Below are 306 nucleotides of genomic sequence, written 5' to 3'. Positions count from 1 at the left end.
GGTTTTTTCCTTTGCTGTCAAGTTTTTCTACTTCATAGACCCACTTGAGCGTTGTTGTATCGGCTGGTAAATCAACGCGGTGAACACTGTAGCCGCCCACTTTTGTTTTTCTCGGTACACTCACTCGGTTGGTACCAATAGATGGTAGGCTAGACCAATGATTACCAGATTTGCTTAAAGTTCCATCAGAGATATTGTCTCCGATACTATAAGCCTTCCAGATTTCCGTACCATTTGCTAATAACTTAAGCGTACCTTTTGGAAGGTCCTGAGCACCAGTCCACCCTTTTCCAATAACAGCAGTTC

General features: G+C 43.5%; 1 protein-coding gene. It reads right to left on the bottom strand.

Annotated features, from left to right (window positions below; genetic code table 11):
- A partial coding sequence (locus AB4653_RS29090; RefSeq protein WP_372106113.1) for a hypothetical protein occupies positions 1 to 306 on the bottom strand: 306 nt, incomplete at both ends.

The organism is Vibrio sp. 10N.222.48.A3, from assembly GCF_041475345.1.
GTDB classification, from domain to species: domain Bacteria; phylum Pseudomonadota; class Gammaproteobacteria; order Enterobacterales; family Vibrionaceae; genus Vibrio; species Vibrio tasmaniensis_A.
This window is presented reverse-complemented; position numbering and strand designations above follow the sequence as displayed.